Source organism: Candidatus Melainabacteria bacterium RIFOXYA2_FULL_32_9 (assembly GCA_001784615.1).
GTDB lineage: Bacteria > Cyanobacteriota > Vampirovibrionia > Gastranaerophilales > UBA9579 > UBA9579.
This window is the reverse complement of sequence record MFRQ01000031.1, coordinates 643-2,504: the sequence shown is the minus strand read 5'-3', so window position 1 is coordinate 2,504 and position 1,862 is coordinate 643. Positions and strand designations below refer to the sequence as shown.

The 1,862-nt window shown below is 32.8% G+C and carries 2 protein-coding genes; one reads left to right on the top strand and one right to left on the bottom strand.

The annotated features are described in order from the left end of the window. Positions 1 to 13: 13 nt before the first annotated feature. The gene (locus A2255_08815) at positions 14 to 655 is read right to left on the bottom strand and encodes a hypothetical protein (protein ID OGI22685.1); all 642 of its coding nucleotides are present in this window, start codon (positions 653 to 655) and stop codon (positions 14 to 16) included. Positions 656 to 1,094: 439 nt separating this feature from the next. On the opposite strand from A2255_08815, the gene A2255_08810 reads away from it, so the two are divergent. Then, positions 1,095 to 1,838, top strand: coding sequence for a hypothetical protein (locus tag A2255_08810; protein ID OGI22684.1), 744 nt, complete (start codon positions 1,095 to 1,097; stop codon positions 1,836 to 1,838). The last annotated feature ends 24 nt before the right edge of the window (positions 1,839 to 1,862 follow it).

Below are 1,862 nucleotides of genomic sequence, written 5' to 3'. Positions count from 1 at the left end.
ACCGCTTGGTGGGCTATGCTGTTTCTCTAATTATCTGGTTTACCCTTGATTGCATTCCTAAATAACCACCTATCATAGCTGCTATTAATGATAATAATCCGATTGCAAAAGTCCACCAAGCGGTGCGAGTTGCAACATCTTGAGCTCTTTGTGCAGCTTGTTGTCTTTGTGCTTGGGTCATCATTGGTTGCTGTTGTGCTGCTTGTTGTTGTATTGTTGTTCCTTGTGGTAATACTTGTTGTACTTGTGGCACTTGAGAAGCCCTTAATATTAGTGAAAAAGCTCCTGTTACAGCACTACTAATGCCGGCTGTAGTTAAGAAGATTGATAAAACAACTAAAAATGCAAGAGTAACTACGCCATGTAAGATGCCGTCATATTTAGCGGATAATCCTGCAAGTCTTCCGGCAGTAAACGCACCAAGAAATACAGATAACAATGTTGAAATTAGCAACCAGATTCCTGTTCCAATACTTATTCCTGTTGCTGGAATTTGCTGGTCAATATCAATTACTGTTAATCCGATAGCTAAACCTAAAATTCCAAGGAGCAATTGGAAAAACATAGCAACAAATACACCTGCCCAGATTGCTCCCCAGCTTACCCTGCTCATTGCATTTAAAAACTGAATTCCTCTTGTTGTTTGAGCTTCCATATCTTCCTCCTTTATTTTTTATATATGGGTCTCAATTTTCATTCCTTTTTATCTAAACGATTTATAACTTTTTTTTAATCTCTAAGTGATTATTTTTTAAAAAATAAGACGAATTAATTTTTGATATATTTCAGAAAAAATTTTATATATGTAAACTCAAGTTGCTACCTACATAAATTTATTGCTTAGAGATTGCCACGCAAGAATAATTAATGCTGATTATCCACGATTCATGGCTCGCAATGACAGCACGTATCATTGGAAGAATTGATGACTTGAGAAAAGTGACTGTGTCAATTTGCAATGATAAACACAATTATTTAGATTGTAACTTGAGTATATATAAATCTTAGCTGTATAATTAATTATTAGATTTTGAGAAATTTATATTTTAAGACAATTTGAATAAACTTAACTATGATAAGTAGAGGAGGGTTTTATGTCGCATATTCATATTCAGGATGGGGTATTGTCTATTTGGTTGATAATAATTGGATATTTATTAATAGGCTTGTATTTGATTTTTTTATTTTTTAATAAGAAAAAATTTATAGCTAATAAGAAAATAGCTTTGGTGGGTGTAATATCTGCATTAATGCTTATAACTATGACTGTTGAGATTATCCCTCCAGCTTATCATATGAATATGGCTGTATTATCAGGAATAGTTCTGGGTCCTGTATTAAGTATTCTTGCAATATTTGTTGCAAATATCATTCTTGCTTTTTTAGGTCATGGAGGCATATCAGTCATTGCTTTGAATACGATTGTTGTTTCTATAGAGGCAATATTAGGATTCTGGGGATTTAAGCTATTAAATTCTAAAGTTAAAAATATCTTTATATCTGTATTTTTAGCTACATTTCTGGCGCTATTTGCTTCTGCCTGGATTTCAGCAGGTGTGGTATATTTGGGAACTAATGGGGTAGAAAGTCCTTTTCATAACCATGAACATGCTATTGAAACAGTGCATGAACATTCGAGTGTAGAACATCATAATGCAAATTCTGTATCCAATCATAATGCTATAGATTTTAATCTTGGTAGATTTCTCTTTGCTATTTTGTCTTTAGGTATTTTCGGTTGGGTAATTGAAGCTGTTATTACTGCTTTTATGCTTAAATATATTAAACAAGTTAAACCTGATATTATTGAATACGATATAAGTCCAGGTATAGAATAAATTGCTTGTAACATTAACCGGAGA

Coding starts and splice junctions, on each gene's coding strand:
- A2255_08815 (OGI22685.1), bottom strand. CDS start 655: ATGGAAGCTCAAACAACAAGAGGAATTCAGTTTTTAAATGCAATGAGC.
- A2255_08810 (OGI22684.1), top strand. CDS start 1,095: ATGTCGCATATTCATATTCAGGATGGGGTATTGTCTATTTGGTTGATA.